17 protein-coding genes and 1 tRNA gene are annotated in these 24118 nt (G+C 62.7%); 13 read left to right on the top strand and 5 right to left on the bottom strand.

The features are described 5' to 3' along the window. Positions 1-71: 71 nt before the first annotated feature. Positions 72-926, bottom strand: coding sequence for an AraC family transcriptional regulator (locus GJE22_RS10225; protein ID WP_144688145.1), 855 nt, complete (start codon positions 924-926; stop codon positions 72-74). A gap of 416 nt (positions 927-1342) precedes the next feature. Between GJE22_RS10225 and GJE22_RS03820 the strand changes: the two genes are divergently transcribed. From GJE22_RS03820 to GJE22_RS03805, 4 genes are read left to right on the top strand one after another with little or no spacing between them, the layout of a single operon-like run. Continuing rightward, positions 1343-2452 (top strand): ABC transporter ATP-binding protein, encoded by a 1110-nt coding sequence (locus GJE22_RS03820; RefSeq protein WP_022350051.1) that lies wholly within the window; start codon positions 1343-1345, stop codon positions 2450-2452. 21 nt (positions 2453-2473) lie between these two features. Next, the gene (locus GJE22_RS03815; protein WP_087185666.1) at positions 2474-3757 is read left to right on the top strand and encodes an ABC transporter substrate-binding protein; all 1284 of its coding nucleotides are present in this window, start codon (positions 2474-2476) and stop codon (positions 3755-3757) included. Between the two features lie 12 nt (positions 3758-3769). Then, the gene (locus GJE22_RS03810; protein WP_144688146.1) at positions 3770-4639 is read left to right on the top strand and encodes a carbohydrate ABC transporter permease; all 870 of its coding nucleotides are present in this window, start codon (positions 3770-3772) and stop codon (positions 4637-4639) included. Next, positions 4639-5484, top strand: coding sequence for a carbohydrate ABC transporter permease (locus tag GJE22_RS03805; RefSeq protein ID WP_019128197.1), 846 nt, complete (start codon positions 4639-4641; stop codon positions 5482-5484). The genes GJE22_RS03810 and GJE22_RS03805 overlap by 1 nt, the downstream gene beginning before the upstream one ends. A gap of 173 nt (positions 5485-5657) precedes the next feature. On the opposite strand, the gene GJE22_RS03800 is transcribed toward GJE22_RS03805, so the two are convergent. Genes GJE22_RS03800 through GJE22_RS03785 form a run of 4 tightly spaced genes read right to left on the bottom strand, consistent with a single transcriptional unit; the run spans position 5658 to position 12300 of the window. Continuing rightward, the gene (locus tag GJE22_RS03800) at positions 5658-7361 is read right to left on the bottom strand and encodes a glycoside hydrolase family 13 protein (protein WP_144688147.1); all 1704 of its coding nucleotides are present in this window, start codon (positions 7359-7361) and stop codon (positions 5658-5660) included. Between the two features lie 36 nt (positions 7362-7397). After that, positions 7398-9662 carry a glycogen/starch/alpha-glucan phosphorylase gene (locus GJE22_RS03795; RefSeq protein ID WP_144688148.1) on the bottom strand — a complete coding sequence of 755 codons (2265 nt, stop codon included), beginning with the start codon at positions 9660-9662 and terminating at the stop codon, positions 7398-7400. Position 9663: 1 nt separating this feature from the next. Beyond that, a complete protein-coding gene (gene malQ / locus GJE22_RS03790; RefSeq protein WP_144688149.1) occupies positions 9664-11217 on the bottom strand; it encodes a 4-alpha-glucanotransferase in 1554 nt (517 codons plus the stop codon). A gap of 18 nt (positions 11218-11235) precedes the next feature. Then, complete coding sequence (locus GJE22_RS03785; RefSeq protein WP_144688150.1) at positions 11236-12300, bottom strand: LacI family DNA-binding transcriptional regulator; 1065 nt, start codon at positions 12298-12300, stop codon at positions 11236-11238. Between the two features lie 547 nt (positions 12301-12847). Between GJE22_RS03785 and GJE22_RS03780 the strand changes: the two genes are divergently transcribed. The 9 genes from GJE22_RS03780 (at position 12848) to GJE22_RS03740 (ending at position 24067) form a co-directional block, all read left to right on the top strand. Continuing rightward, positions 12848-15043, top strand: coding sequence for an alpha-galactosidase (locus tag GJE22_RS03780; RefSeq protein ID WP_144688151.1), 2196 nt, complete (start codon positions 12848-12850; stop codon positions 15041-15043). Between the two features lie 106 nt (positions 15044-15149). Beyond that, complete coding sequence (locus GJE22_RS03775) at positions 15150-17108, top strand: BMP family ABC transporter substrate-binding protein (RefSeq protein ID WP_144688152.1); 1959 nt, start codon at positions 15150-15152, stop codon at positions 17106-17108. Further along, positions 17105-17695 carry a metallophosphoesterase family protein gene (locus GJE22_RS03770; protein WP_144688153.1) on the top strand — a complete coding sequence of 197 codons (591 nt, stop codon included), beginning with the start codon at positions 17105-17107 and terminating at the stop codon, positions 17693-17695. Before GJE22_RS03775 ends, GJE22_RS03770 begins: the two co-directional genes overlap by 4 nt. A 230-nt stretch (positions 17696-17925) precedes the next feature. Continuing rightward, positions 17926-18009, top strand: a tRNA-Leu gene (locus tag GJE22_RS03765). Positions 18010-18108: 99 nt separating this feature from the next. Further along, positions 18109-19443 (top strand): trigger factor, encoded by a 1335-nt coding sequence (gene tig, locus GJE22_RS03760; protein WP_154324091.1) that lies wholly within the window; start codon positions 18109-18111, stop codon positions 19441-19443. Positions 19444-19618: 175 nt separating this feature from the next. After that, a complete protein-coding gene (locus tag GJE22_RS03755; RefSeq protein ID WP_019128206.1) occupies positions 19619-20245 on the top strand; it encodes an ATP-dependent Clp protease proteolytic subunit in 627 nt (208 codons plus the stop codon). Beyond that, a complete protein-coding gene (clpX, locus tag GJE22_RS03750) occupies positions 20245-21702 on the top strand; it encodes an ATP-dependent Clp protease ATP-binding subunit ClpX (protein ID WP_144688155.1) in 1458 nt (485 codons plus the stop codon). The genes GJE22_RS03755 and clpX overlap by 1 nt, the downstream gene beginning before the upstream one ends. Positions 21703-21798: 96 nt before the next feature. After that, positions 21799-22611 (top strand): sulfite exporter TauE/SafE family protein, encoded by an 813-nt coding sequence (locus GJE22_RS03745; RefSeq protein ID WP_235895807.1) that lies wholly within the window; start codon positions 21799-21801, stop codon positions 22609-22611. A 10-nt stretch (positions 22612-22621) separates the two neighbouring features. Beyond that, positions 22622-24067, top strand: a complete 1446-nt coding sequence (locus GJE22_RS03740) for a chloride channel protein (RefSeq protein ID WP_235895808.1) — start codon at positions 22622-22624, stop codon at positions 24065-24067. Positions 24068-24118: the final 51 nt, after the last annotated feature.

Raw genomic sequence — 24118 nt, 5'->3', positions numbered from 1 at the left:
TCTTCTCTCGCCCCGCCATGTGAAATCAGGACAGAGGGAATTTTGCAAATCAGGACAGAGGGAATTACACCTTAGCGAACGGTGTGCTGCTGGCGCCAGGTGCGCGGGGATGTGCCGTAGGTGTTGCGGAACGCCCGCGAGAAGTGCAGCTGGTTCGGATAGCCCACAGAGCGCCCGACCTCTCCGATGGAAAGCGATGAGAGCTTAAGGAGCTCGCATGCTTTTTCCATGCGGTATCCGATGAGGAACTGCTGCGGCGACACGCCCATGCCCTCTTTGAAGACCTTGCCGAAGTAGCTTCGATTGAGCCCGATATACCGGGCGATGTCTTCGATACTCACATCTGACTGGTAGTTCTTCTCGATAAAGGAAAGAGCGCTGTCGATATAGAAGCCATGCAACTTGGTGGTTTGAGGGATGCGATGCGACTCTGCGGACCGCAAGAATGCGTCGAAGAAGAGGTATGTGTACCCCACGAGATATAGGGGCGAGTCGTTTCTGTGCTCGAGTATGCGCCTCATGGCGCCGAGCATCTCGTCGCGAGCCGCTGGGTCGGCCATTCGATAGATGGGGCCCGTAGGGGAGAACCCGATGTGGTCGAGCGAAGCTTTTACATGCGAGCCGTCAAATTCAATCCAGATGTATTCCCAAGGGTCGATGAGGTCGGCAACGTAGGTCGTGGTCTGCCCGGGAAAGATAAGGAACCCTTCACCGGCTTTGATGTCATAGAATGCCTGGCTCCCCGATTCGTTGATTGCGGTAAGCGAGCCGGATCCTTGGATGATGTAATGAAAGAGATAGTGACTCCGGCGCGCGGGACCGAAGGCGTGGCCGGGTTCGCATACTTCGCGTCCGTACTGATACGGGACGAGATCGGTAAAAATACCGCCTTCAAACGTCGAGAACTCGACTTCATGTGCTCTCACGGTCTCGCCTCCTGGCTCACGGTCTTGCTTAGTAACATATCATAATGCTATACAGTGCGTATTATGATATATAATATCGCAATATAAACTGTTCTTTGGTATACGGACTTATATTGAGATACTCCGTCCCCATCATAGACGGTTTTATCTCGATAGGATAGATAACCTGCGGCAATTCTTTGCGCCAAATCTTTCTGCTATGCCGTTCACGTAATAATAGCTACCACTTAACGAAAACTTAGCATATTGTCAACAATTATTTAGTGCGATATACCTGCGCGAACAATAAGATTGTATACAAATATACCTAAATACATGGACTTCCTAGCAAAAAGATATTTTTTTACCATGCTGCATGGAACGCTTTGTCTGTCGCCATGTACAAAGCAAGGACTTGCGATGGAAGGGGTCGCTCGATGGCTGGACTTTCGCTCGAACACATTGGCAAGACGTACCCAAATGGCTTTGAGGGGGTGAAGGACTTCAATCTCGAGATCGAGGACAAGGAGTTTATCATCTTCGTCGGTCCGTCGGGCTGCGGCAAATCCACGACGCTGCGCATGATTGCCGGCCTGGAAGACATCACCTCCGGCACGCTGAAGATTGATGGCAGGGTCGTGAACGACGTTGAGCCGGCCGACCGAGACATCGCCATGGTCTTCCAGACCTACGCGCTTTACCCGCATATGACGGTCTACGACAACATGGCGTTCCCGTTGAAGCTCCGCAAGGTCCCGCAGGCCGACATCGACAAGGCCGTGCACGAGGCCGCGCGCATCCTTGACCTCGAGAAGCTTCTCGACCGCAAGCCGTCTGCGCTTTCCGGCGGCCAGCGCCAGCGCGTCGCCATGGGCCGCGCCATCGTGCGTCGCCCCAAGGTTTACCTCATGGACGAGCCGCTCTCCAACCTCGATGCGAAGCTCCGCGTGCAGATGCGCGCCGAGATCTCGAAGCTGCATGATCGCCTGGGCGCCACCATCATCTACGTCACGCACGACCAGACCGAGGCCATGACGCTCGGCACCCGCATCGTCGTGATGAAGGACGGCGTGATGCAACAGGTCGACACCCCGTCCAAGCTGTATAGCGAGCCCTGCAACCTGTTCGTGGCCGGCTTCATCGGGTCGCCCCAGATGAACTTCATCGATGCCACGGTGGTCGAGAAGGACGGCGCGGTGGCCCTTGCCTTTGGATCGAACGCTGTCACCCTGCCCGATGCCAAGGCAGCCGCGCTCAAGCCGTATGTGGGCAAGGTCGTCGTCATGGGCATCCGTCCGGAGGATGTGGTGGAGGAGCACGAGTATGCCGAGGGCAAGGCGCTCTCCGAGCAGATCGATGCGACGGTGACCGTCTACGAGCTCCTGGGCTCCGAGGCCATGATCTACGGCGATGTGGACGGCGGCCAGGTGTCCGCGCACATCTCTGCGACCAACCCCGTTCGCACCGGTAGCCGCATCAAGGTCGCCTTCGATGTCGATAAGCTGCACGTGTTCGACAAGGACACCGAGCTCGCCATCGTTCACTAGCATTCAGGAGGAGGGCAAAGCATGCTTACCAAGCCAATTTCGCGCCGCTCGCTCCTGGGGCTCTCGGCTGCGGGGGCGGCGTCGCTCATGCTCGGCGGCTGTTCCGAGACGCGCTCGGACGGCAAGACCGAGGTTGAATTCGTCTCGTACAAGCGCGAGGCGGTCAGCATCTTCGAGGCGCTCATGGCGGAGTTCAACGAGTCGAACGACCATATCTATCTCAACTTCACCAGCCCCAACGATGCCGTGACCATCATGAAGACGCGCTTCGTGCGCGAGGACTACCCCGACGTGGTGGCCATCGGCGGCGACGCCTCGTACGCCGACTTCGTGGACTCGAACATCCTGGCCGACATGACCGAGTATCCGGGCATGGCGCAGGTGCAGCAGGCCTATCAGGACATCATGAAGAGCGTCACCTACGTTCCCATGGACGGCATCTACGGCGTGCCCTACATCGCCAACGCCGCGGGCATGCTCTACAACAAGGACATGTTCGCCGAGAAAGGCTGGGACATCCCCGAGACCTGGGACGAGTTCATCGCGCTGTGCGAAGAGATCAAGGCGGAGGGCGAGGTGCTGCCGCTGTATCTCGGATTCCTCGATACGTGGACCATCCTCTCGCCGTGGAACTCCATCTTGGTCGACCTGGTGCCGCAAGACCATATCCGCAAGGTGAACGCTGGCGAGGCGAAGTTCGCCGACTACTATCGCGAGCCCGCTGAGAAGCTCTACCAGCTGCTGCAGTATGGTGAGGAAGGCCCGTTCGCCTACAGCTATGAGGACGCCTGCACCGCGTTCGCGCGCGGCCAGAGCGCCATGTTCCCCTGCGGCTCGTTCGCGGTGCCGCAGATTCTCTCGGCCAACCCCGACATGAACGTGGGCCTCTTCGCCATGCCCGCCGCCGACGATCCCGAGGACCGTCTCGTCGTTTCCGGCGTGGACCTATGCTGGAACATGACGGTGGCGAACGAGGATCACCGCGAGCTGGTCTATGAGGTCATCGACTTCTTGAACGAGCCCGACAACCTCCAGACCTATTGCGACGACCAGAAGGCCATCCCCTGCATCGAGGGCGATTTCACACTTGACCCGCTCTTCGACGACATCCAGGAGTTCCTCGATGCGGGCAAGGTCATCGACTATCCCGACCACTCGTATCCCTCCGGCATGGCGTGCGACGCACGGCTCCAGGCCTTCCTCATGGACGGCGACGTGGACGCGTTCCTGGAGAACTGGGACTCGCTGTGGCAGCGCTACAACAAGACGGTCATCCGCAAGGTGCAGGAAGCCGCGCAGGAGTAAGGGGGTATACACATGGCTCAAACCGCAAAGGCCAAGATCGGGTCGGCGCGCAATCGCACGTTCATGGCGATTCTCATCCCCGTCTTGGTGATCTTCGTTCTCTTCAATACGATCCCGCTCATCACGGGCTTCTTCTACAGCTTCACGGACTCCAAGGGCTATGGCTCGTTCAGCATCGTGGGCATCCAGAACTACATCGACCTGTTCACCGATACGCGCGTGCTCAACTCGTATCTCTTCACGTTCAAGGTCGCTATCGTGGCCACGATCCTCACGAACGTGATCAGCCTGACGCTCGCGATAGGCCTCTCGAGCAAGATCAAGTTCAAGAGCGCGCTCCGCGGCGTGTACTTCGTGCCCCGCATTCTCGGTGGCTTGGTCGTGGGCTACGTCTTCAGCTACTTCTTCACATACATCCTGCCGGCCCTCACCGGTACCACGTCGATGCTCGCGAGCACCGAGTGGGCCTGGGTCGCGATCGTGGTCGTGCTGGTGTGGCAGGCGTGCGCGCAGACCACGATCATCTACATCACCGGCCTCTCCTCAGTGCCCGAAGACGTGTACGAGGCGGGCGCGCTTGACGGCGCGACCGGCTGGGATAAGTTCCGCTACATCACGTTCCCGCTCATCATGCCCTCCATCACCACCAACATGGTGCTCGTCATGAAGGACATGCTCATGGTGTTCGACCAGATCGTGTCCATGACCTCCGGCGGCCCGGCGCAGTCCACCGAGTCCATCTCGTACCTTATCTACCAGAACGGTCTCAACAACAGCCAGTTCGGGTTCCAGTGCGCCAACGCGGTGATCTTCTTCATCCTCATCGCTGTGGTCTCGATCCTGCAGACCAAGTTCTTGAACAGTAAGGAGGAGCAGCTCTAATGGCAAAGGCAAAAGTCAAGGAGCGGGTCAACTGGCCTGTGACCATCCTGCTCATCGTGGGTCTCATCACCATCGTCTTCCCGCTGTACATGGCGGTCGTCATCGCGTTCAAGGACCCGTCCGAGATGACCAACGACATCGCGGGCATCCTGTCGCTGCCGAGCACGTGGAGCCTCGACAACTTCATCGAGGCCATGCGGGTCACCGACTTCTTCCGGTCGTTCATGAACTCGCTCATCATCACGGTTGCGGCCGTGGTCGTGTCGATTCTCGTGCACAGCCTCGCGGCATACGCCATCGGGCGCAATATGGATCGCAAGAAGATCTTCAAGGTTTCCTACTACTTCATCATCGCCGGCATGTACGTGCCGTTCGCGATCCTCATGATGCCGCTCGTCAAGCAGACCGCCGTGATGCACCTCGACAACATGGTGGGCGTCATGGTGCTCTACGTGGTCTTCTACATGCCCATGAACATGATGCTCTACACGGGCTACCTGCGTAACGTCCCCGTGGCGCTCGAGGAGGCCGCGCGCGTGGACGGTGCGAGCACCTGGACGACGTACTGGAAGATCATCTTCCCGCTCATGAAGCCCATGCATGCGACCGTCGCCGTTATCACCGGACTGGCCGTGTGGAACGACGTCATGACCCCGCTCGTCATCATGGGCGGCTCGGGCGTGAACACCCTGCCGCTCGCGCAGATGAACTTCCAGACCGCGTTCGCGACGAACTACAACCTCGCGTTCGCCTCGTACCTGCTCGCCATGCTCCCCATGATCATCTTCTACATCGTGGCGCAGAAGCAGATCATCGGCGGCGTCACCAACGGTGCCGTGAAGTAGCGCTTACAGATTCGCTCGCTTCATGCAGCGCGCCCGCAGCTCCGAGAAGCTGCGGGCGCGCTTTGCGTTGGGCAGAAAAAACCGGGCTGCGAGCCATATGGATAGCGGCTTGCAGCCCGGGGTTGAGCGCGCCTGTGCTATGCCTGCCGGCGCGCGGCGTATCGTCTGCGTCTCTAGGCGCAGGCGATCCAAGCGGAAGCGTCTTGGGGGAGCTTGCCGTCGACGAGCTCAGCGGAGGCGATGAGCACCTCTCCTGCGGGCAGTGCTGCCGGCGCCGCTCCGAAGTTCGTCATGCTCACGAGTGTGCGGCCGTCGGCAAGCGGGCGCTGGTAGGCAACCACGTCGCCTGCGTTGGCTTCGTCCCACGCGAGCGATGTATCGCCCGTGGGCACGATCAACGCGCGACGAAGCGCGAGGGCGGCGCGGTAGAAGCTGAGCATCGAAGCCTCGTCGCCCTCTTCGACGTCGACGGCGAACTGGGCGAACCACGCCGGTTGCGGAAGGTGCGGGGCGGCGTGGTCGGCAGGGCCGGAGAAGCCGAAGTCGCCTGTCGCATCGAGCGATGTCCACGGGAGCGGGACGCGGCATCCGTCGCGGCCCTTGATGGCGTCGCCGTGGGCGGTCATCTGCGCCTGCGGGTCCTCGAGCGCCCCCCACGGGATATCAGCAACCTCAAAGAGGCCGAGCTCCTCGCCCTGATAGAGATAGACCGATCCAGGGAGCCCGAGCTCCATGAGGAGTGCCGCGCGAGAGCGCCGGGTGCCCGCCTCGCGATCCTCGTAGTAGGTCGTGCCGTCGCGCAGCAGCCAGTCGGTTGCAATCTGGTGGTGGGTGCTCGAAGGCACCTGCGGAAGGGCGAACCGGGTTGCGTGGCGCGGGACATCGTGGTTGGAGAGGACCCATGTGGTCGTCGACTTCGAGCGCTCGGCAGCATCGAGGCCCTCCTCGATGGCGAGCCGGAAGTCGGCGGCGAACCAGTTCTTCTTGGCGAATTCGAAGTTGAAGACCTGGCCAAGCTCATCGGTGGAGGCGTACATCCACTGATGTTCGGGCGCCACCCATGCTTCGCCGACGGCAAAGCGCGCCGGCTCGTACTCGTTGAACACCTGGCGCCACTCGCGGTAGATGTCGTGGACCTCCGGGCGATCCCAGAGCGGGTTCTCGTCGCCGCTGCCGCTCTGAGCAAGGCTCGATTGGCCGGGGTCGTCGGGCCAGTCCTCAAGCGGGCGGCTGTCGATATCCTTGGCAAGCGCATGGGCCACATCGATGCGGAAGCCGTCGGCGCCGCGGTCGCTCCAGAAGCGCAGAGTGGTTTTGAAGTCCTCGTGGACCTCGGGGTTCTTCCAGTTGAGGTCGGCCTGCTCTACAGCGAAGAGGTGCAGATACCATTCGCCGTCGCCAACCGGCTCCCACGCCGGGCCGCCGAAGGTCGACTTCCAGCCGTTGGGGGGCAGCTCCCCGTGCTCGCCCCGGCCCGGGCGGAAGATGTAGCGGTCGCGCTCCGGAGAGCCGGGGCCCGCTGCGAGCGCTGCGCGGAACCATTCGTGCTCGGTAGACGTATGGTTGGGCACGATGTCCACGATCACCTTCATGCCGGCGGCGTGGGCGGCTGCAGCCATCTTGTCGAAGTCTTCGAGCGTGCCCAGGCGCGGGTCTACGTCGCGGTAGTCCGCCACATCATATCCGCCATCGATAAGGGGAGACGGGTAGAACGGCGAGAGCCAGATGGCATCGACGCCAAGAGCGGCCAGGTAATCGATCTTTGCCGTGGCGCCCGCGATGTCGCCCAGGCCGTCCCCGTTGGCATCGTAGAAGCTGCGCGGGTACACCTGGTACACTACCGCCTGCTTCCACCAATCAGCATGTGCGTTGGTCATGAAAAACTCCTTTCAACCGTTGGGCGCACGCCCCGGCTAACCCAGATGCCAGATCTCGTCGTTGTATTCGCGAATCGTTCGGTCCGACGAGAAGAAACCGGATGTCGCGATGTTCATGAGCATCTTGCGCCCCCATGCCGCTCGGTCTTCGTAGTCGGCGAGGCAGCGCTCCTTGGTGGCTACGTAGTCCCGCGCATCGAGCAGGGCCATGAAGTAGTCCTTCGCCACGAAGTCTCTGTACACGCGAGCGAGCGCGGCGGCATTGCCGCATGCGAGAAGCTCAGGCGAGACGATGAAGTCGATCGCCTCGGCCATCTCGGGATCGTGTTGCCAGAGGTCCCATGGGTGGTAGCCGTCCGTCTCGTAGAGCTTGATGACCTCTTCGGACGAGCGACCGAAGAGATAGATGTTCTCTGCGCCCACGAGGTTGGCGATCTCGACGTTCGCGCCGTCGAGCGTGCCGAGCGTTACGGCGCCGTTTGCCATGAACTTCATGTTCGAGGTTCCGCTGGCCTCCTTCGACGCGAGCGAGATCTGCTCGGAGATGTCTGCGGCAGGGATGAGGTGCTCGGCAGCGGTGACGTTGTAGTTCTCGACCATCACAAGGCGCAGCCAGGGCGAGACCGCGGGGTCTTGCTCGATGAGGCGCGAGAGTGCGAGCAGCAGCGCGATGGTGTCTTTGGCGAGCTCGTAGGCGGGTGCGGCCTTCGCAGCGAAGATCATGGTGACGGGGCGCGCGGGAACGTTTCCACGCTTGATGTGCAGATACTTCCAGATGGCATAGAGGGCGTTCATCTGCTGGCGCTTGTACTGATGCATGCGCTTGATCTGGATATCGAAGACGGATTCGGGATCGACCTTAATGCCCTGCGTCCGCTGCAGCCAGGATGCGAGCGCGCGCTTGTTGTGCTGCTTGATCGCTTCGAGCTCGCCGGTGAGCGCGTCGGCATCGGCAACCGAGAGCAGGTCGCTCAGCTGCTGGGCGTCAGTTACCCAGCCATCGCCGATTCGCTCGGTGATGCAGCGGGCGAGTGCGGGGTTGGCGTCGAGGAGCCAACGCCGGAAGGTGATGCCGTTGGTCTTGTTGGAGAACTTGCTGGGATAGAGCTCTGCGAAGGGGCGCATCTCGGAGCTCGTGAGGATATGGGTGTGGAGCGCCGCCACGCCGTTCACCGCATGACAGAAGTGAACGTCCATATGGGCCATGTGCACGCAGTCGCTCGAATCGATGACGGCAACGCGCTCGTCGTTGCTGCGGGATCGAGCGCGCTCATCGAGCTTGCGGATGATGGGCGCGATACCGGGGGCAACCTGCTCGATGAAGCGCATGGGCCATGTTTCGAGCGCCTCGGCGAGGATGGTGTGGTTCGTGTAGGCGCAGGTGCGCTCGACCACATCGGCCGCCTGGTCGAATGGCATGCCGTCTTCCATGAGGAGCCTGATCATCTCGGGGATGACCATCGAGGGGTGCGTGTCGTTGATGTGGATTGCCACGTAGCGGTCGAGTTCCGAAGGCTGGTGCCCGCGCTCCGCAAGCTCGCTCAATATGAGCTGCGCCCCCGCCGAGACCATGAAGTACTGCTGGTATATGCGCAGAAGACGCCCTTCCTCGGTGGAATCGTCGGGGTAGAGGAACGATGTGAGCTGATGCGCCACATCGGATGCGTCGAACGCGATGCCGTTTTCGGGTGCGGGCGCAGGGTCGATGACATCGAAGAGATGCAGGCGGTTGCACACGCCGTTCTTGTAGCCGGGGATTTGGATGTCGAACATACGGGCCGAAAGGTCGCCCGAGCCGAAGGGCACCGTGAACGAGGAGCCCGTCTCGATGAGCCAGGAATCCGGCTCGATCCAGGGATTCGGCTTCTCGAGCTGCACGCCCTGCGAAAGATCCTGGCGGAAGAGGCCGAAGTGGTAGTTGAGCCCCACGCCGTCGCCGGGAAGGCCCAGAGAGGCGATGGAGTCGAGAAAGCATGCCGCAAGGCGCCCCAGCCCGCCGTTGCCGAGCGAGGGCTCGGGCTCGCGGTCCTCGACCTCGGCAAGTGAGGTCCCGTGCTCGGCGAGTATGCGCTCGGCATCGTCGAGCAAGCCGAGGTTCTGCAGGTTGGCCCGGAGGAGCCTGCCGATGAGGAACTCGGCGGAGAAGTAGTAGAGCTTTCGGTCGCCCTGCGCCGGTTTCTGCTTGAGCTCGACGTCGCGGGTAACGCGCAGAAGCGCGCAAAACAGCTGTTCCGGGCTTGCTTGGTCGAGGTTCGTCCCCATGGCTTCGAGCGTGCTTGCCAGGCTGGTTTCGAGGTTCATGTCAGTCCTCCTTGCTCGTGGGTTCTGCGGCGCCGTTTGCGGCGGTTGCCACGCGCGCCTCATCAGCGGGAATGCGGTGGTAGAGGTGAAGCTGGTGGCGCAGGCGCGCTGCGAGCGATCTGCTCGCAAAGCCGGGGCGCGCCCGCCAAGTCCAATTGCCTCCAAGGGTTGAAGGGGTGTTGATGCGCGCCTCGCTGCCGAGTTCCAGCACGTCTTGCATCTGCACGACGGCGAGTTCCGAGGCGCTCGCCCAGATGCCGCGCATCATGCCCCAGCCCTCGCCCTCGCGGTCGTCGAGACGGAGGTACTCGCGTGCCGTGCGGGTATCGGGCGCGGGCGCGTTGGCGAGCCATCCGAGCGCGGTGTCGTTATCGTGGGTTCCAACGTAGGCTACGCTGTTTTCGGGATACGCGAACGGAAGATAGGTGTCGTCTCCGGCCTCGGAATCGCGCGTGTCGAAGGCGAATTCGAGCACCTTCATGCCGGGGAACCCGGTGTCGTCAAGGAGTTGGCGCACCGACGGGGTGAGGTATCCCAGGTCTTCCGCCACGATGCTCACATCGCCCACGGCAAACCGCAGCGCTTGGAAGAGCGCCTTGCCCGGGCCTTTCCGCCAACGTCCTCTCGCAGCGGTTGCCGCCCCGGTGGGGATGGCGAAATAGGAGTCGAAGCCGCGGAAATGGTCGATGCGCAGGATGTCGTAGAGGCGCAGCTGGAACGAGATTCGGTCGATCCACCAAGCGTAGCCTTCCGCTTTCATACGGTCCCATGCGAAGAGCGGGTTCCCCCAGATCTGCCCAATGGCCGAGAACCCGTCGGGGGGAACGCCGGCGATCTCGGTGGGGCGCAGCTCTTCGTCGAGTTGGAACTGCTCGGGGTGCGCCCAGACGTCCGCACTGTCGAGGGCTACATAGAAGGGGAGGTCTCCCATGATGCGGATGCCTGCAGTCCTGGCGTAGATGCGCAGGCTCTCCCACTGGCGGAAGAACAGGCACTGGACCGCCTGCCAGAATCGCACGCGGTCGGCGAGCTCCATGCGCGCGCGAGCGAGCTCGACGGGCTGGCGATGGCGGAGCGCTGCCTCCCAGGTGTTCCACGAGGCGCCGCCATGGGCTTCCTTGAGGGCCATGAAGAGGGCATAGTCATCCAGCCAGGAGGCCTCGCGCTTGCAGAAGGCGCAGAACTCGTCGGGGTGCATGCTGGTAAGCCGCCGCGCTGCGCAGGCGAGCACATCGAATCGCGCCTCGTACAGCGCGCCGTAGTCCACGCGGTCGGCCTGGGAGCTCCAGGTGCGGCCGGCGTACTCCGCGCGGTCGAGAAGCCCCTCGGCGGCGAGGTCGTCGAGGTCGATGAGGTAGGGGTTGCCCGCATACGTGGAAAACGATTGGTAGGGCGAATCTCCGAAGCTCGTGGGCACGATGGGCAGAACCTGCCAGACCGATACGCCTGCCTCGGCGAGGAAGTCGATGAACGAGCGCGCTTCTGCACCCATGGTGCCCACGCCCCATGGCGAGGGAAGCGCGGTGATGGGCATGAGGATTCCGGCTTTTCTCATGAGGACGGTTCCCTTCTCCTAGCAGTGCGGCCGGTGCGTATCGTGAGCGGCGGCAAGAAGGTCCGCGACGCCGCTGGTGTTGGGCGCGCCCACGCTCTCCTGCTCGAGGATGTTGAAGGGGGCAAGTTCGTGCAGGGCTTGCGCGGGCCCCTGCATGCCCTGGAGGAGCAGGTCCACGCTGCGGTCTGCGAGGGCATCGGTATCCTGCCGCACGGTGGTGATGCGAGGGACGGAGTAGCGCGAGAGCGCGGTGCCGTCGAAGCCCATGATGGAGAGGGTGTCGGGAACGCTGCCCCCTCGGTCGTAGATGGAGCGAATGGCGCCAAAGGCGATGACGTCTCCAAGCGCGAGGACGGCGGTAAGGTCCGGGGAGCGCCAGAGAAGCCTTCCGATGGCGCGGTATCCCGCCTCTTCGGTGAAGTCGCAGGGCTCATAATCCTGGTCGCGGCTGAAGACGATGCCGTGGGCCATGAGCGCGCTCTCCGCGCCCCCGAGACGGCGTCCGCCGATCTGTTCCGGGGAGCGCGTGCCGCCGAGGATGCCGATGCGGCGGTGGCCGGCGGCATGGAGGTAATCGATCGCGCGCGCGGCGGCTGCCTCGTTATCGATCGTAACGCTCGAGAGATTCTCGAAGCCCAGGCCTTCTGCGGTGTTGGTGATGAGAACGCTCGGAACCGTAATCTGGCCGAAGGCCTCGCGGAAGTAGGTGCGCTCGCCACCAAGGAACAGCATCGCCTTGGGATGGCGCGTCTGCTGGTAGCTGATGGCGAACTGGACCTCGTTGGCATCGTCTTCCAGGTGCGTGACGGCTACCTCTTCGCCCAGGGCCCAGAATCGCGCCTGGATGCGGGCGAGGATGTCGCCGAAGAGCCGGTTGCTCGTTCCCATGACGAAGACGGCGACAGGGGAGGGCGAGCGCATCTTGAGGTAGCGCGCATTGGTGTTGGGCTCGTACCCGCAGGCGTCCATCACGGCGAGGATGCGCTCGCGTGCTTGGTCGCTCACGTTGGATTGGCCGTTGATGACGCGCGAGACCGTGCTGACGCCGTAGCCGGCACGCTCCGCGATGTCCCTGATGTTCATGCCCCTCCTTATACCTGTGGTATGGAAACGGTTCCATGAATCCGTACTATAGGCTAAATAACGTTGGTAGATAGCCAATGGAAACGGTTCCATAACTTAGTCACAGTTTCATTACATATCGAGTGGCGGGACTGAATTGCCACGCCGCGACCCGCGACTTTCCGCACGTTGTCAAGCGCTGCCCTCGCGCTGCATTTCCACGATTTGATCGAGCTTGGTCTTGCCGGGCCCACGCCCGTGCCGACCATCCATACTCCGTTCGTGCGCCCAGCCCGCTCGAGCGCTGTCTCTCGGGCCTTTTATGTCCTCATTGCGCCGGTTCTCGCCGCCCTCCAAGTCACCTCTCGCCGAACGTCGGGCCGCGCCAGCACCGATAAGTTTGCTAAGCTTGTGGTGGTTTACTCTGCGATTTATTGCGAGGTATGCGCGTTTATAATGCAACGGGCAGGGTTTTGCCTGCTTGACCGAGGTGTCGTTCGGGTGGCGGCTGCGGCTGTCTCCCCTTGGGCGCCCGCATCGCGTGAGCATCATATACAGGGGAGGGGTCATGCCGATCGTCGTTGACGAAGAGACAAAGATCTTCACCATCAATACCAAGAACTCGACGTACCAGATGCAGGCCGATTCGTACGGCTTTTTGCTGCATCTGTACTATGGAGCGCGCACGGACGGCTATATGGCCTATTTGGTGACCTACGCCGACCGGAGCGGAATGTGCGGCTGCCCCTACGACGTGCACGACCGCACGTACTCGCTCGACGTGTTGCCCCAGGAGTACCCCTTCCAGGGCGCGGGCGACATGAGGAGCCCCTTGCTGGTCGTTCGCGACGACCACGGCGCCTTCGGCTGCGACCTTCGCTACCGCGACTACGAGATTCGCCCCGGCAAGTATGGTCTTCCCGGGCTTCCCGCGGTCTATAGCGAGGATGAGGCGGATGGAGCCGAGACGCTCGTGATCCGTCTTTCCGACGAGCGTGTGGGCATTACCGTCGAGTTGCTATACGGCGTGCTCCCCGAGATAGACATCATCACGCGCGCCGCGGTCATCAAGAACGAAGGCACCGGCGTCGTAACGGTCGACCGCGCCCAGACGGCATGCCTCGACTTCGTGCACGGTAAGTTCGACGTGATCTCCTTCTATGGACGCCATGCCATGGAGCGCACCCCGGACCGCCACCATGTTGGCCATGGGACCTTCTCGGTGGGAAGCCGTCGCGGCATGTCCTCCAACCAGTACAGCCCGGTGATGGTGCTCTGCGATGAGCGGGCAACGGAATCTACGGGCCGTGCTTGGGGCATGAACTTCGTCTATAGCGGTGGGTTCGAGGCCGAGGTCACATGCGAGCAGTACAACCAGACGCGCATGCAGATGGGCCTTTCCGACGATCGGTTCTCCTATCCGCTTGCTCCGGGCGAGCAGCTGGTCGCGCCCGAGGTCATCATGACCTACTCGAATGCGGGCATCGAGCGCGTCTCCCAAAACTTCCACCGCTGCATCCGCAAGCACGTATGCCGCGGTACGTGGCGCGACCGTCCGCGTCCGGTGCTGCTCAACAGCTGGGAGGCCTTCTATTTCGATTTCACGGGCGAGAGCCTGGTACGCCTCGCCGAACAGGCCGCAAGCCTGGGTATCGAGATGCTCGTCATGGACGACGGTTGGTTCTCCACGCGGCGCGATGATTTCCGGGCGCTCGGCGACTGGACGGTGAATGAGGGGAAGCTCGGCGGCACCCTGAAGGAGCTCGTTGACCGCGTGAACGCCCTGGGGCTCAAGTTCGGCATCTGGGTGGAGCCGGAGATGGTGAGCGAGGACAGCGAGCTCTACCGCGAACATCCCGACTGGGTGCTTGCGGTGCCGGGGAAGGGTCCCGTGCTCGGCCGCGACCAGCTCGTGCTCGACCTCTCGCGCGAGGAGGTGCGCGACAACCTCTATGCGCAGCTTTGCGCCGTGCTCGATCAGGCCAACATCGAGTACGTGAAGTGGGATTACAACCGCAGCATCGTGGACACCTATTCCCGCGCATCGAACGATCAGGGCAAGGTGCTCTACGACTACATGCTCGGCCTGTACGACCTGCTCGAGCGTCTCGTCCAGCGCTATCCCCGGATTCTCTTCGAGGGCTGCTCTGCGGGCGGCGGCCGGTTCGATGCGGGCATGCTCTACTACACGCCGCAGATCTGGACGAGTGACAACACTGATGCCATCAATCGCCTGACCATCCAGTACGGCACCTCGTTCGGGTTCCCGGCGTCTGCCATGGGCGCGCACGTCTCGGCATGCCCCAACGAGGTCAACGGGCGCGAGACGCCCATCACGACGCGCGGCATCGTTGCCATGCAGGGGGGCGGCTTCGGCTACGAGCTCGATCTGCTCAAGCTGCCCGAGCGCGCCTGCGAGCACATCCGCAATCAGGTGAAGCGTTATCACGAGGTCGAGGACCTGGTGCGCGAGGGGCTGTTCTATCGTCTGAGCTCACCGCTTACGGATGCCGTGTGCGCGTGGGAGTACGTTGCCGAGGATGGGTCACGTGCCGTGGTGAGCGCAGTGCTGCTCTCGGTTAACGGGTACGGCGTAGCGAACTATGTCGTTCCGCGCGGCCTCACCCCGGGAGCGCTCTATCGGAATCTGGACACGGGCGTGGTCTACCCGGCCGACGCCCTCATGGATGCTGGATTCCCCTTGCCGGTGGGGCTCGACGCGAATGCTGCGGTGATGTATCGCTTCGAGCGTGTCGACGCCTAGCAGGGGATGGTTGCGCGCCGTCTGCCTGCGGGCTGTTCGAGCGCGCTAATCGGTGGGGGCGCTGCCGCCGGTGATGCCGGACCGCGAAACGAGTGAGGTGGGGAAGATGCTCGACGATTATCGCCGTGCGCGCAAGCTCGGCCATAAGCAGCTTCAGACGGACGTTTCTGCGGGCCGCTACCCGTACCTGCCCGCCCTCGACGATATCCTCAAGGGCGAGGGGTACCAAGGCGAGGTCCCTATGGGCACGATGGAGATCGATATCGACCTCATCGCGGGCACGCGCACGCGCGGGCGTCAGAACACCTTCGCGACGAACTTCATGCCTCTGCCCGAGAGCGGCTCCGAGTTCTCGATGAAGTGGAGCGACCTCATCGACTCGCAGCGCGCTGAGGGTATACGCGACCCCATCGTCGTCTATGAGTTCATGCAGCGCTTCTACGTGCAGGAGGGCAACAAGCGCGTTTCCGTTTTGCGCTATCTGGGGCAGCCGACGATCCTCGCGTCCGTTACGCGCGTGGTGCCCATGCCCTCCGATACCGAGGCCTATCGCATCTACCAGGAGTTCATGCGCTTCTTCAGCGTAGCGCCCATCTACGGCATCGTGTTCACCCGCGAGGGCGACTACGTGCGGCTGGCGGCATTTGCGGGGCAGGACCTCGAGCATGCCTGGCCGCAGGAGGTCGTGCGCGATTTCCGCTCCGCGTTCGAGACGTTCCTCGGTGCCTTCCGCAAGCGCGGGGGCGAGCATCTGGGGCTCACGGCGGGGGAGGCCTTCCTTGCCTACCTTGGCGTCTTCGGCTACGACGAGGCGGTGCGCGCGCTGCCGAGCGAGGTCGATCGGCACGTCAAGCGCATGTGGGGCGAGTTCGTCGTCAAGCGCGACGGCGGCAAGGTGGCCTATCTGGAAGACCCGCGCTCGAGCCGCGCTGCCATCATTCCCGAGCTCAAGAACCTGTACCGTGAGGCGGTGTGCTCGAAGCCGTTCCGGGCTTCGTTCATCTACGGGGAAAACCCGCTCGTTGACGGCTGGACGGCCCTCCATGAGCAGGGGCGCTTCGAGCTTGAGCGGCGCCTGGGGGCGACCATCTCGACCCGAGCCTACCGCGATTGCGTCGATGCGACCGATTTCGACCTTGCCGTGGACGACGCACTGGCCGAGGGGTCCGATCTCATCGTGACCATCGCGCCCACCCAGATGCGCGACAGCCTGCGTGCCGCGGTGGCGCATCCGGAATGCACGTTCATCAACTGCTCGGTGAGCCTCTCGCATAGCGCGGTGCGCACGTTCAGCATCCGCTTGTACGAGGCGAAGTTCCTGCTCGGAGCGCTCGCAGCGAGCATGGCGGAAAACCATAAGGTCGGGTATGTTGCCGAGACCCCGGTCTTCGGCAGCGTGTCTGAGATCAACGCCTTCGCCATCGGCGCGGCCATGGTCGACCCGCTCGTGACCGTCTATCTCAAGTGGTTCTCGGCGAAGGATTACGATTGGAAGCGTGAGCTTGCCGAGGACGAGGTGCGGATCGTCTCGGCGCGAGACTATCCCAGCCCGGCGGACCCGGACGAGGCATGGGGGCTCTACCGCGTGGAGGAAGACGGAGCGACCACGCACCTTGCCGAGCCCGTGCTGAAATGGGGGCGCTACTACCAGCTCATCGTGCAGTCTATCCGCAGCGAGACGTGGCACAAGGAACAGAGCGAGCTTTCGGGCCTTGCGCTCAATTACTGGTGGGGAATGTCTTCTGGCGTGCTCGATGTGGGGCTCTCGGACGGGCTGCCCTATGGTCAGCGGGCGCTCATCGAGGTGCTGCGGCAGTCGGTGCTCACGCGGCGCATCGATCCTTTTGCCGGCGAGCTTGCAAGCCAGGAGGGCCCGGTGAAGGCCGCCGAGGCGGGCCGCCTTTCGAGCGAAGAGATCGTGCGCATGAGCTGGCTCAATGCGAATGTGGTGGGCCGCTTGCCCGAGCAACGAGAGCTTTCCGAGGAAGGCTTGGAGAAGGTCGAGGTCAGCGGGCTCATCCCCGTCGATATCGCGAAGCTGCCGCATAAGGGAACGCTCGCATGAAGATCCTCGCCATCGCAGATGTTGAGCAGAGCTGGCTGACGACGGGCTTTGACCCGGAGCGCCTGCGCGGCGTGAACATGATCCTTTCATGCGGCGATTTGCCGGCACGATACCTCGAGCATGTGGTCACGATGGCCAATCTCCCGCTTCTCTACGTACCGGGAAATCATGATACCGCCTATCGTTCGCACGCGCCCGAGGGCTGCGATGGCATCGACGGTCGCATTCGCGAGGTGGCGGGCGTGCGCATCATGGGGTTCGGCGGGTCCATGCGCTATAACGAGCGCGTCTACGGGTTTACCGAACAGGAGATGCGCCGGAGGGTGATACGCCTTGCGTTTCAGGCGAAGCTCACCGGCGGCGTGGATATCGTGGTGACCCATGCGCCGCCGTATGGCTATGGCGACATGGACGATTACGCGCACACCGGTTTCGATGCCTTCAACGCCGCGATCGAGATTCTGCGGCCGGCTTATCTCGTTCACGGGCACATCCATATGGAGTACGGGCGCATCGATCGCGTGATCGAGCATCCTGCCGGCACGCGTATCGTCAACGCGTGCGGCTCCTATATGTTCGACCTGTAGCGCTGTGCCAGCGGTATGCCCCCGTGTGGAAGCTCTTGTGTGATACGTCCCTGCGTTCGGGCGCTCTTACGCATCTAGGGCCGAAACATGCGGCGAACATGCGTGAAGGGCGCCCGAACGGGGGAGCGGCGGTTGAACGCGCGCCCCGCAACCGTCTCATTTGTGCAGCTTCACGTTCATCAGTTGCAAGCAGGCGTTATCTGGTATCATGCTAAGGCTGTGCGCACATTGCGGGCGTGGCGGAATTGGTAGACGCGCTGGATTTAGGTTCCAGTGGGCTTCCCGTGAAGGTTCGAGTCCTTTCGCCCGCACCAGCGCGCAGGCGCTCCGCGCTTTGGCCGCAGGCGGCTTATTTTAGGTATACCAGGGTTTCCAGCACCCAACGATACGCTGGCAAGGTAAGAGGAGGAACGTTGAACATCTCTGCATCTGATGTCGAGAACGGCAAGCTCACCGCTACGGTCACCATCGCCGCTGAAGACGTCGACCGCGCGATCAAGCAGGCGTACAAGGAAGCTGCCAAGCAGTATCGCTTCCCGGGCTTCCGCAAGGGCAAGGCCCCGCGCCCCGTCATCGACAGTACGCTTGGCGCGCAGTTTGCCCTGGCCAACGCCACCGAGGCCGTTGTGAACGAGGCAGCTCCCGCCATCCTGAACGAGCTCGATATCGTGCCCGTCAAGGACGGCGACTTCAAGGTCGAGGAGATCGTGAAGGACGGCGAGGAGTACACCTTCTCCGTTGAGTACGCGCTCCGTCCCACGCCCGCGCTCAGCTCCTATGAGCCCGTTGCGATCGAGATGCCCCCGGCGGAGGTCACCGAGTCCGAGATCGACGCGCAGGTCGAGATGCTCATGGGCTATCAGACCCGCTTCGAGGACGTCGAGGACCGCGGCATCGATGCCGAGGACTTCATCACCCTCTCCGTCAAGGACGTGAAGGGTGCCGAGAAGCTTGCCGGCGATGACCGCATGTTCGCCATGGGCTCCGGCGTGCTTCCCGAGGCTGTCGAGGAGGCCCTCAAGGGCATGAAGGTTGACGAGGTCAAGGAGATCAGCTGGACGCCTGAGGCCGAGGGCGATGAGGAGCCCGAGGAGGCCAGCGCCGAGTTCACCGTCAAGAACATCAAGGCCCGCGTGGTGCCCGAGCTCACCGACGAGCTCGCCAAGAGCGCGTTCGGTTTCGATGACATCGCCGCCATGCGCGATGCCGTGAAGATCGAGATCGAGCAGGACAAGGCTTCCCGCCTGCCGTCCCTCAAGGAGAACCGCGCCGTTGCCGCGCTCGCCGAGCGCCTTGAGCTCGAGGAGATGGACGCCGACTACGAGCAGTCCGTCTTCCAGGAGCTCGGCCAGACCTTCCTGAACAACCTTGCCCAGCGCGGCATGAGCCTTGACCAGTGGCTCCAGGCCTCGCAGATCACCTCCGACCAGTTCATCGCCGACCTGCATCGTCAGGCTAACGACGTGGCCCGCGAGTCCCTCGCGCTCGACGCTCTCGCCCGCGAGCTCAAGGTCGAGGTCACCGACGAGGACGTGGACAAGGAGTTCGAGAACGCCGGCGTCGAGGATGTGGAGGCCTCGAAGGCGAGCTTCATCGCCGAGGGCCGCATGCCCGCCATCCGCGACTCCATCCGTCGCTCCAAGGCTTGCGACTGGCTGGTCGAGAACGCCCAGGTTACCGAGGTCGACGAGAGCGCGAAGCAGGACGAGGGCGATACCGCCGACGAGTCCGAGAGCGCTGCCGAGTAGCTCGCTTCCGCTGCCGGGGCGTTTGCCGATGTTTTTCGGCGAGCCGCCCGTTGGTGTAGCCGCCCGTGTTCTGGGTACAGTATCATACCGGTAAACCGGCGTCTTCCGTACGGTGCCAGGCCCGCAAGCAGGCCGGGCACCGTACGTCTTTGAAACGCATGAAGAAAGGAGCCCCATGGCGCTACTTCGAACCGATTCCGCGCTCGTGCCCTATGTCATCGAGCAGACCCCGCGCGGCGAGCGCAGCTACGACATCTATTCCCGCCTTTTGAACGACCGTATCGTCTTTCTGGGCGAAGAGATCAACTCCGTGACCGCGAACCTCGTGATCGCCCAGCTTTTGCACCTGGAGAGCCAGGATGCCGAGAAGGACATCTCGCTCTACATCAACTCTCCCGGCGGCGAGGTGTACTCCGGTCTCGCCATTCTCGACACCATGAACTTCATCAAGCCCGACGTCTCCACCATCTGCGTGGGCATGGCCGCCTCCATGGCGGCGGTGCTGCTCGCGTGCGGCGCCAAGGGCAAGCGCTTCTGCCTGCCGAATTCCATGGTGATGATTCACCAGCCGAGCGGCGGCGCTCAGGGGCAGCAGACCGAGATCGAGATTGCGGCTGAGGAGATCAAGAGCATCCGCAAGAACTTGAACCAGATTCTTGCCGATGCTACCGGTCAGCCGTTCGACAAGGTCAAGCAGGACACCGAGCGCGACCATTACCTGCGCGCCACCGACGCCCTCGAGTACGGCCTCGTTGACCGGATTATCGCGAACCGCTCCGAGGCTGCGAAGGGTGCAGAATAATGGCCATGGATCCCCGCTCCGGCATGACCGGCAACCAGGGCGAATCGCAAGGCGGCACCATCCGTTGCTCCTTCTGTGGGAAGGAGCAGGGGCAGGTGCGCAAGCTCGTGAAGGGGCCCAACAACACCTTTATCTGCGATGAGTGCGTCTCGGCATGCGTCGAGATCCTCGAGGAATCGCTTGCCCACGATTTCATGCAGCAGAATCCCGGCTATCCCTACATGATGGGGGAGAACGCCTTCGGCGCGGATGCCTTCGCTACGCCTGAGGTTGAGGCGGTTGATGAGGAGGCGGAGGGCTCGGGCCGTCAGGTTATCACCCGCGTGCCCACCCCGCACGAGATCTACGATGAGCTCTCGCAGTACGTGATGGGCCAGGAGGACGCGAAGCGCGCCATGTCGGTAGCGGTCTATAACCACTACCGCCGCGTGCTCGAGGGCGGGGCTGCCGAGGGGGCGTTCGACTCGAGCGACGGGCGCAGCCCCCAGGCGCCGCTCGGAAAGCATGCTGCTCCGGCGGACGATCTGGCCGATGTCGAGCTCGCCAAGTCGAACATCCTGCTTCTGGGCCCCACGGGTACGGGCAAGACACTTTTAGCGCAGACGCTCGCGCGCATCCTCGAGGTGCCCTTTGCCATCGCGGACGCCACAGCGCTCACCGAGGCAGGCTATGTGGGCGAGGACGTGGAGAACATCCTCCTGAAGCTCATCACCGCAGCCGACGGCGACATCGAGCGCGCCCAGGTGGGCATCATCTACATCGACGAGATCGACAAGGTGGCGCGCAAGGCGGAGAACCTCTCTATCACGCGCGACGTGTCCGGCGAGGGCGTGCAGCAGGCGCTCCTCAAGATCCTCGAGGGTACCGTGGCGAGTGTGCCGCCCCAGGGCGGGCGCAAGCACCCGCAGCAGGAGCTCCTGGAGATCGATACCACGAACATCCTCTTCATCTGCGGCGGCGCGTTCGTGGGGCTCGACAAGATCATCGCGGACCGCGTGGGCAACAAGGGCATCGGTTTCAACTCCGAGCTCGCCGGTCCCACCTCCACCGACGAGAACGACCTCTTGAGCCAGGTTCTGCCGCAGGACCTCAACAGCTTCGGCATGATTCCGGAGTTCATCGGACGCACGCCGGTGATCACGCACACCGAGGCGCTTGACGAAGACGATTTGGTCTCGATTCTCACCGAGCCCAAGAACGCCATCGTGAAGCAGTACCGCCGGATGTTCCAGCTCGAGGACTGCGAGCTCGAGTTTGAGCCCGAAGCGTTGCGCGCCGTGGCCAAGCTCGCGCTCGAGCGGAAGACCGGTGCCCGCGGCCTGCGTTCCATCTGCGAGGATGTCCTGCAGCGCACGATGTTCGACCTGCCGAGCGAGCAGGGCGTGGCCAAGGTCGTGGTGACCGCCGCCGCCGTCCGCGGCGAGGAGCAGCCACGCCGCGTTTACCGCGCCGCATAGGTAGCTGGTCTGCTCGGGTAAAATCTCCTCTGTCCTCATTTTGCGTAGGACGAAGTTTCTGGACCTCCCGTTATCCGCGCTATACTGGGAAACCGTATGGCTCGGGTAACGGGAGGTTTCATGTACGCCCTGTTCTTCATCATCAGCTTCGGCGCCTCGATCATCGGGGCTATCTGCGGCATCGGCGGCGGCGTGATCATCAAGCCCGTGCTCGATGCCTCGGGTGCGCTCTTGCCCGGTACCATCAACTTCCTCTCGGGCTGCACGGTCTTGGCCATGACCTGTTATTCGGTGCTGCGTAACCGCCTCTCGGGCGCAACTTCCATCGAGGGCAAGACGGCGGTGCCGCTCGCCATCGGTGCGGCGGTGGGCGGCCTCGCGGGCAAGCAGCTCTTCGATATTGTGGAGGGACTGTTTCCTACGCCCGAGCTCGCGGGCGCCGTTCAAGCAGTCGCCCTCGGCATCATCACGATCGGGACGCTCGTCTATAACCTCAACAAGAGCCGTATCTCCACGCTCAGCATCTCGGGCGCGGTCGCCTGCGTGATTATTGGTTTCGCGCTCGGTGTCATGTCGTCGTTCCTTGGCATCGGTGGAGGCCCCATCAACCTCGTCGTGCTCTACTTCTTTTTCAGCATGGGCACCAAGCAGGCGGCGCAGAACTCGCTCTTCATCATCCTGTGCTCGCAGGCGACGAGCACCGTCACGAGCATTCCTACCGTCGATTTCTCTGTCATCGATCCCTTGCTCATCGCGGGCATGATCTGCTGCGGCATCTTGGGCGGTATCTGCGGGCGCGCCATTAACAAGCACATCGATGAACGTCATGTGGACAAGCTCTTCAGCGGGCTCATGGTCGTCATCGTGCTCATCTGCGTGTACAACGCAGCCAAGCACCTCGTTTTCTAGGGGTGCTTCAATGAAGGAGAGCGACACCGCGGTCGGTATGGAAGAGCGATCCGTCTCTGAGCTCGACGGAGCCGGGGCACCTGCTCGGACATCTGCCGCTATCGGTGGCTACCTGCGAGCTCGCGAGCATGTGTTCGCCGAGGATACGATTCGAGGGGCTCGTAACGCATGGCAGAGCCTGCGTCTCTTCTCGCTCGTCGCGCTTGTCGCAGCGCTCATGGGCGTTGCTGCTTGGGCGTTTCTCACGTGCCTTGACGCGGTTACGGGTTTTCGCGAAGCCCATCTCATCTGCTTCGCGCTGCTGCCGGCGGTTGGCGTCTTCACGGCGTGGCTCTATCGCAGGTACGGCAAGGATGCTGCGCGCGGCAATAACCTGGTGATTGATTGCACGGTCTCTGGCAGGCACATTCCGCCCGTTATGGCACCGTTCACCTTTGTGTGCTCGGTTGCCACGCATCTTGCCGGCGGTTCGGCGGGCCGAGAGGGCACGGCGGTCCAGATCGGCGGGACGATTGCCGATGCCGTTTCGCGTCTCTTCAAGCTTGATGAATACGATCACCAAGATCTCCTCATGGCGGGCATCTCCGCTGCGTTCGGCGGGGTGTTCGGCACGCCGCTTGCGGGTGCTTTCTTCGGTATGGAGATGTGCTTCGTGGGCAAGCTGCAATATCGCGCTGGCGTGTACTGTTTGCTCGCCTCGTTTGTCGGCGATGCCGTGACGACGGCGCTCGGAGCCCCGCGCGAGAGCTACGACATCGGCATGGTTCCGCAGCTCGTGCCTTCCTCGCTTGCGTTCGCGGTGCTGGCCGCGGTGGTCTTTGGTATTGCGGCGCGCATGTTCTCGGGGGCGATTCGCGTCGTCAAGCGATTCTATGCCGCCCATATCACGAACTACGTGGTTGCGGCGCTGGTTGGCGCTTTCGTGGTGCTCGGGACCTATGTGGTCTTTGGCTTATACGATTACGGTGGACTTTCTTCGTGGCTTGTGGAGGCAGGGTTCACGGGGACCGCGACGCCCGTCGACGCGTTGCTCAAGCTCGCCATGACGGCGCTTACGCTGGGGGCGGGCTTTCAGGGCGGCGAGGTCACGCCCATCTTCGGCATAGGGGCCTCGCTCGGTGGTTGGCTCGGCGCGGCGCTTGGCTATTCGCTCGGCGTTACGCCGGCGTTCGGCGCGGCACTCGGTATGGTGGGCGTCTTCGGCTCGGCGCTCAACGTGCCCATGACGACGATCTTGCTCGGCGTGGACCTCTTCGGGGGTTTGGCGGCTCCGTACTTCGTTATTGTTTCGTTTGTGAGCTATCTGGTGGCGGGGCACCGCGGCGTGTACCCGGCGCAGCGCATCGTGACGCCCAAGTGGCGCTCGCTCGGCGAGGACCAGGGCTTCACCGTGGCAGACGCCATCGAGCACCATGACGCCGGTGTGCGCGATGGGGAGGGCGAGCAGGGAGCGTAGCCTTGGAGCGGCCGTAAGGCGCCGGGATACGCTGTCCGATTACGTGCGAGC

This window comes from Enorma shizhengliae (genome assembly GCF_009676995.1).
Lineage (GTDB): Bacteria > Actinomycetota > Coriobacteriia > Coriobacteriales > Coriobacteriaceae > Enorma > Enorma massiliensis.
This window is presented reverse-complemented; position numbering and strand designations above follow the sequence as displayed.

What these genes read in the sequence shown, in the direction of transcription:
- GJE22_RS03805 (WP_019128197.1), top strand. Translation starts at nt 4,639, where the DNA reads ATGGCAAAGGCAAAAGTCAAGGAGCGGGTCAACTGGCCTGTGACCATC.
- GJE22_RS03755 (WP_019128206.1), top strand. Translation starts at nt 19,619, where the DNA reads ATGGCGCTACTTCGAACCGATTCCGCGCTCGTGCCCTATGTCATCGAG.
- GJE22_RS03800 (WP_144688147.1), bottom strand. Translation starts at nt 7,361, where the DNA reads ATGACCAACGCACATGCTGATTGGTGGAAGCAGGCGGTAGTGTACCAG.
- GJE22_RS03775 (WP_144688152.1), top strand. Translation starts at nt 15,150, where the DNA reads ATGCTCGACGATTATCGCCGTGCGCGCAAGCTCGGCCATAAGCAGCTT.
- GJE22_RS03740 (WP_235895808.1), top strand. Translation starts at nt 22,622, where the DNA reads ATGAAGGAGAGCGACACCGCGGTCGGTATGGAAGAGCGATCCGTCTCT.
- clpX (WP_144688155.1), top strand. Translation starts at nt 20,245, where the DNA reads ATGGCCATGGATCCCCGCTCCGGCATGACCGGCAACCAGGGCGAATCG.
- GJE22_RS03810 (WP_144688146.1), top strand. Translation starts at nt 3,770, where the DNA reads ATGGCTCAAACCGCAAAGGCCAAGATCGGGTCGGCGCGCAATCGCACG.
- GJE22_RS03795 (WP_144688148.1), bottom strand. Translation starts at nt 9,662, where the DNA reads ATGAACCTCGAAACCAGCCTGGCAAGCACGCTCGAAGCCATGGGGACG.
- GJE22_RS03820 (WP_022350051.1), top strand. Translation starts at nt 1,343, where the DNA reads ATGGCTGGACTTTCGCTCGAACACATTGGCAAGACGTACCCAAATGGC.
- GJE22_RS03770 (WP_144688153.1), top strand. Translation starts at nt 17,105, where the DNA reads ATGAAGATCCTCGCCATCGCAGATGTTGAGCAGAGCTGGCTGACGACG.
- GJE22_RS03815 (WP_087185666.1), top strand. Translation starts at nt 2,474, where the DNA reads ATGCTTACCAAGCCAATTTCGCGCCGCTCGCTCCTGGGGCTCTCGGCT.
- malQ (WP_144688149.1), bottom strand. Translation starts at nt 11,217, where the DNA reads ATGAGAAAAGCCGGAATCCTCATGCCCATCACCGCGCTTCCCTCGCCA.
- GJE22_RS03745 (WP_235895807.1), top strand. Translation starts at nt 21,799, where the DNA reads ATGGCTCGGGTAACGGGAGGTTTCATGTACGCCCTGTTCTTCATCATC.
- GJE22_RS03785 (WP_144688150.1), bottom strand. Translation starts at nt 12,300, where the DNA reads ATGAACATCAGGGACATCGCGGAGCGTGCCGGCTACGGCGTCAGCACG.
- GJE22_RS03780 (WP_144688151.1), top strand. Translation starts at nt 12,848, where the DNA reads ATGCCGATCGTCGTTGACGAAGAGACAAAGATCTTCACCATCAATACC.